Below are 4336 nucleotides of genomic sequence, written 5' to 3'. Positions count from 1 at the left end.
ATGATTTAAGAAAGGATGAGTTGGGTGTAAGTGTTGACTTTTGATCGAACGTTCGATTATAATGTGGCCATGAAAAATAAATCCGATAACAAAACAGAGCTGATCTATCAGACAACGATTGAACTTCTCAATGAAATTGGACTATCCGAAATATCCATGTCCAAAATTGCGAAGAGGGCGAATATCTCTTCGTCGACCATTTACTTTTATTTTGAAAGTAAAGAAGACTTGCTGATTAAACTATACTTTAAGCTCAAGGAACAAATGCATGAGAAGATGTTTCTTGGCGTAACGGCCGATATGTCAGTCAAGGCTGCCTTTGAGAAGATCTTGCGTAATTATTCCAGTTATATCGTGAATAATCAAGCAAATTTTCTGTTGATGGAACAGTTTCTTGATTCGCCGTTTATACAAAAACACTGTAAAGATCAAAACGGTGGCGTGTTCAAGCCGATGTATCCTTTATTCGAAAGGGGGATTAAGGAAGGACTGTTTAAGGATTCGGAAACGAATCTTCTCGTTACTTACTCCTGCTTGCCATTTGTCCAAATGGGCAAAGAGTATATCAATGGTGAGTATGAATTCAGCCCTGCCAACATCGACAAAATGATTCAAATGAGCTGGGATGCGATTAAAGCATGAACGGCCCATTTTTTTAACCTTTATCGATCGAACGTTCGATAAAAAGAATGAATTTTATAGCATTTTGAACGAACGTTCGATTAAAAAAAGGGGGTGAGGCTTATAAGCACTAAAGTAGAACTCGGCAATACAAATCATTCCGAAATGTTGATTTCTTAACATACGAAACAAAATGACAAAGGAGAGATTTTTTTATGGAAAAAAGAGCTCTTGGGTCAAGCGGGCTGAAAGTCTCTGCTATGGGATTAGGCTGCATGACCATGTCTGATTTTTACGGCAGCGACCGGGATGAACAGGAATCGATACGGACGATTCATCGAGCATTGGACCTTGGTGTAGACTTCTTGGATACCTCAGATCTGTACGGTATCGGAGAAAATGAGAAACTGGTGGGAAAAGCGATTCAAGATCGGCGTGACGAGGTCGTTTTGGCTACCAAGTTCGGGGTCGTACGCGACAGATGGGGAGGCCCTTGGAGCTATAACGGAAGACCGGAATATGTTAAGGCAGCCGCTGAAGCAAGCTTGCGCAGATTAGGCGTTGACCACATTGACCTGTATTATCTGCACCGGATCGATCCCTTCACCCCCATTGAGGAGACGGTAGGGGCGATGGCTGAGTTGGTTAAAGAAGGGAAGGTCCGTTATATCGGCCTTTCGGAAGCCCCGGCACATCTGATCCGCAGTGCACATGCAGTTCATCCAATCACAGCAGTGCAAACGGAATACTCCTTATGGTCCCGAGACATTGAAGACGAAGTTCTTCCTACTCTCAGAGAGCTTGGCATCGGATTTGTCGCCTACAGCCCGCTTGGACGCGGGTTCCTAACCAGGACAATTCAGCGCTACGAGGATTTGGATTACGACGATGTAAGACGAAATTTCCCAAGATTTCAAGGACAGAACTTACAGAAAAACCTTCAATTTGTTGCTCGGATTCAAGAAATGGCGGCTGAAAAGGGATGCACCGCCCCTCAACTGGCGTTGAAATGGATTTTGATGCAAGGTAACGATATCGTGCCGATTCCAGGAACGAAAAGAAGAAAGTATTTAGAAGAAAATATTGCAGCCTTGCAGGTTGAACTTACGGATTCGGACCTTCAACGTCTCAATCAAATCGCGCCCAAAAACGTTGCTGCAGGACATCGTTAATTACAGAAAATGAAGGAGGATCACCATGACTGAATCCATAGATTTTGAACTAGGCATCAATACTTTTCTAGAGACCTCACCAGATCCTGTAACGGGCAAGAGAATCAGCCATTCCGAGCGGATTCGTAACGGGATCGAAGAGATCGTTGTTGCCGATCAAGTTGGCCTTGATGTGTTTGGAATCGGAGAGCATCAACGGTTTGATTTTGCCTCCGAAGCTCCAGCCGTCATCCTTGCTGCAGCGGCAGCTTTAACCAAGCGAATTCGGCTCACGAGTGCCGTTACCGTCCTTTCCTCGGATGATCCGGTTCGCGTCTACCAATCATTTTCAACGCTGGACAGCATCAGTAATGGGCGGGCCGAAATTATGGTGGGGCGAGGATCCTTTGTTGATTCGTTCCCGTTGTTTGGCTACAGCTTGAATGACTACGACGAATTGTTTGAAGAACACCTTGAGTTGCTTCTAAAGATTAGAGCTTCGGAAAAAGTCACCTGGCGAGGGGGGCATCGCCCGGCGATTCATAATCTCGGCGTCTATCCGCGATCTGTCCAAGACCCGCTTCCGGTGTGGATTGGCTCCGGCGGACGACCAGAATCGGCCATACGAGCAGGAATGTTGGGATTGCCCATCGTCTTTGCGATCATTGGCGGAAACCCGGAAAGATTTGCTCCGTTAGTCGAATTGTATAAACAAGCAGCTGCGAGTGCAGGTCACGATGTAAGTAAGCTTAAAATTGCGACACACTCGCACGGCTTCGTCGGAGAAACCACAGAACTGGCTGTCGAGTTACACCGACCTTACACGGTCGTTCAAATGAACGAACTCGGCAGAGTGTTGGGATGGCCGCCATACAGCGCTGCATCCTACGATGATGCTCGCAAGATGAATGGTGCCCTCTATGTAGGTGATCCTGAATATGTTGCAGAGAAGATTCTTCTCGTCCGCAAAAAGCTAGGAACAAACCGTTTCTTCTTGCATCTGAATATCGGCACGTTGCCACATCGTGAAGTCCTGCGTGCCATCGAGATGTTTGGCACCCGCGTTGCACCGATTGTTCGAAAAGAGATTGCAAAAGAAAACAAGCAGACAACCGTTTAAAATATCCTTCCCTGCGGGGAGTCATATATAAGGGAGTTTTGATGCGTATGACACAAAAGTCAGCAATTGACGACAATGACGGTATATCCAAGGAACCTGGGGTCGCCTTGAAGTTAGATCATCATGTTGAACTTGCTCTTCCACCGGTGAGAGCCGGATTTTCAGATGATGGACGTCTTGCTTTGCAAGTCGGTTCTGATTTTCTGATAGGCGACATGTATCTTGCGAACATTCTGAAAACGATTATTGCAAATGAAAGTTTCGTATATATGTATTTGAACGAGGATGTGTCACATCTTTGCGATTTGTTGCTGGAGTCAGAATTGATTTTATTATCTGAACGGCTTAAGGAACACTTTGCTCATACGGTTAACCATCCAGTGGACCCTTTCCAACCCGAAGGGATTGCCCGATTATTAGGTCTTGATGCTGCTTCAATAGGCAATGAGGCGAATCGAAATCTTTTGCTAGAGAATTTAAATCATTTATTGGTGAGACGATTCGGTAAAATTTCCGACACAGGCAAGTATAGAGAATCTTCTGGCTTGAACAGAGCTATAGAGATTCATCATGAAGGCACTGCAAACCCTACACTGAAGATAACGTTAAATAAGAATGAGGGTGAACATACGTTCCTTGACTCTCATTTTAAAACAGAAGTTATTTCTACGTACGGAATTTCAGCGGTAGGCGCCTCCGAGGCGGTTGCAGATATTGGCAAAACGATAACGACGTTTGAACGTATTATTCCTCGGCTTGGAATGTACTATGCTCTATCCCAAGCTCAGATCGCTTTGCTTCGTTTAGGATGGGGCTCAAAGGACTTGGAAGTAAGCGATAGCGTAATCAAAAACTGGATTAGCGAGGTTACCGCCAAGCTATTACCTGCAAGTAGAATGCCGAGCGAAACCACGATTTTATATTTCATCAAGGCGACTTTAGCGGATGGTTCCGAGGTGAATGGGATGTGGCCAAATACATTATCAGCCGAGTTATTTTACAACCTCGAAACCGGCCGTGTAGATAAATATGTTTCCGAGCATGAACATGACTTGGAACTGAAAGATGGTAAGAGATTTACCATCGCCAACACGGCAGATGGTGGTGTAGCCGTCAGAGCGGCTCCAGCCGATACGACGGACACCCATCATACACTTCAGTTCTATAACGATACAGAACATTTGGATAAAGGTTTGATATTACCAACTGAAGACCGGTCAGTCTCTCTACTTGGCCAAATCAATCCTACAGCCGGTCGTTTTAAAACATCACATTTGAGAGCCCCTAAAGGAAAGGAATTTAAATTTGTCCTGTGGGGATCCAATAATTTTGATGTTTATATCGTGGAAGAAGGTCAAGGCGGAGTTTATACCATTAACGATAACTCCGTTTCGTGAGCGCGGGGATGGCGAGCCCACCTGCCGGCAGCAAGAGCTGCTGGCAG

Annotated in this window: 4 protein-coding genes; all 4 read left to right on the top strand. The window is 45.3% G+C overall.

Annotated features, from left to right (window positions below; translation table 11 throughout):
* The first annotated feature begins 30 nt into the window (after window positions 1-30).
* The 4 genes from M3G15_RS21085 (at window position 31) to M3G15_RS21070 (ending at window position 4289) form a co-directional block, all read left to right on the top strand.
* The gene (locus M3G15_RS21085) at window positions 31-642 is read left to right on the top strand and encodes a TetR/AcrR family transcriptional regulator (protein ID WP_260071990.1); all 612 of its coding nucleotides are present in this window, start codon (window positions 31-33) and stop codon (window positions 640-642) included.
* 194 nt (window positions 643-836) lie between these two features.
* Complete coding sequence (locus M3G15_RS21080) at window positions 837-1793, top strand: aldo/keto reductase (protein ID WP_260071989.1); 957 nt, start codon at window positions 837-839, stop codon at window positions 1791-1793.
* Window positions 1794-1818: 25 nt separating this feature from the next.
* Window positions 1819-2892, top strand: a complete 1074-nt coding sequence (locus M3G15_RS21075; protein ID WP_260071988.1) for an Atu2307/SP_0267 family LLM class monooxygenase — start codon at window positions 1819-1821, stop codon at window positions 2890-2892.
* A gap of 47 nt (window positions 2893-2939) precedes the next feature.
* Window positions 2940-4289, top strand: a complete 1350-nt coding sequence (locus M3G15_RS21070; RefSeq protein ID WP_260071987.1) for a hypothetical protein — start codon at window positions 2940-2942, stop codon at window positions 4287-4289.
* Window positions 4290-4336 lie beyond the last annotated feature (47 nt).

Source organism: Paenibacillus sp. p3-SID1389, assembly GCF_025151705.1.
Classification (GTDB): Bacteria; Bacillota; Bacilli; order Paenibacillales; family Paenibacillaceae; genus Fontibacillus; species Fontibacillus phoenicis.
Note: the sequence above shows the minus strand (reverse complement) of the source record. Positions and strands in the feature narration are given on the sequence as shown.

Bases quoted from the DNA above. Each gene is read 5' to 3' on its own strand.
- M3G15_RS21080 (WP_260071989.1), top strand. From the start codon at position 837: ATGGAAAAAAGAGCTCTTGGGTCAAGCGGGCTGAAAGTCTCTGCTATG.
- M3G15_RS21075 (WP_260071988.1), top strand. From the start codon at position 1,819: ATGACTGAATCCATAGATTTTGAACTAGGCATCAATACTTTTCTAGAG.
- M3G15_RS21070 (WP_260071987.1), top strand. From the start codon at position 2,940: ATGACACAAAAGTCAGCAATTGACGACAATGACGGTATATCCAAGGAA.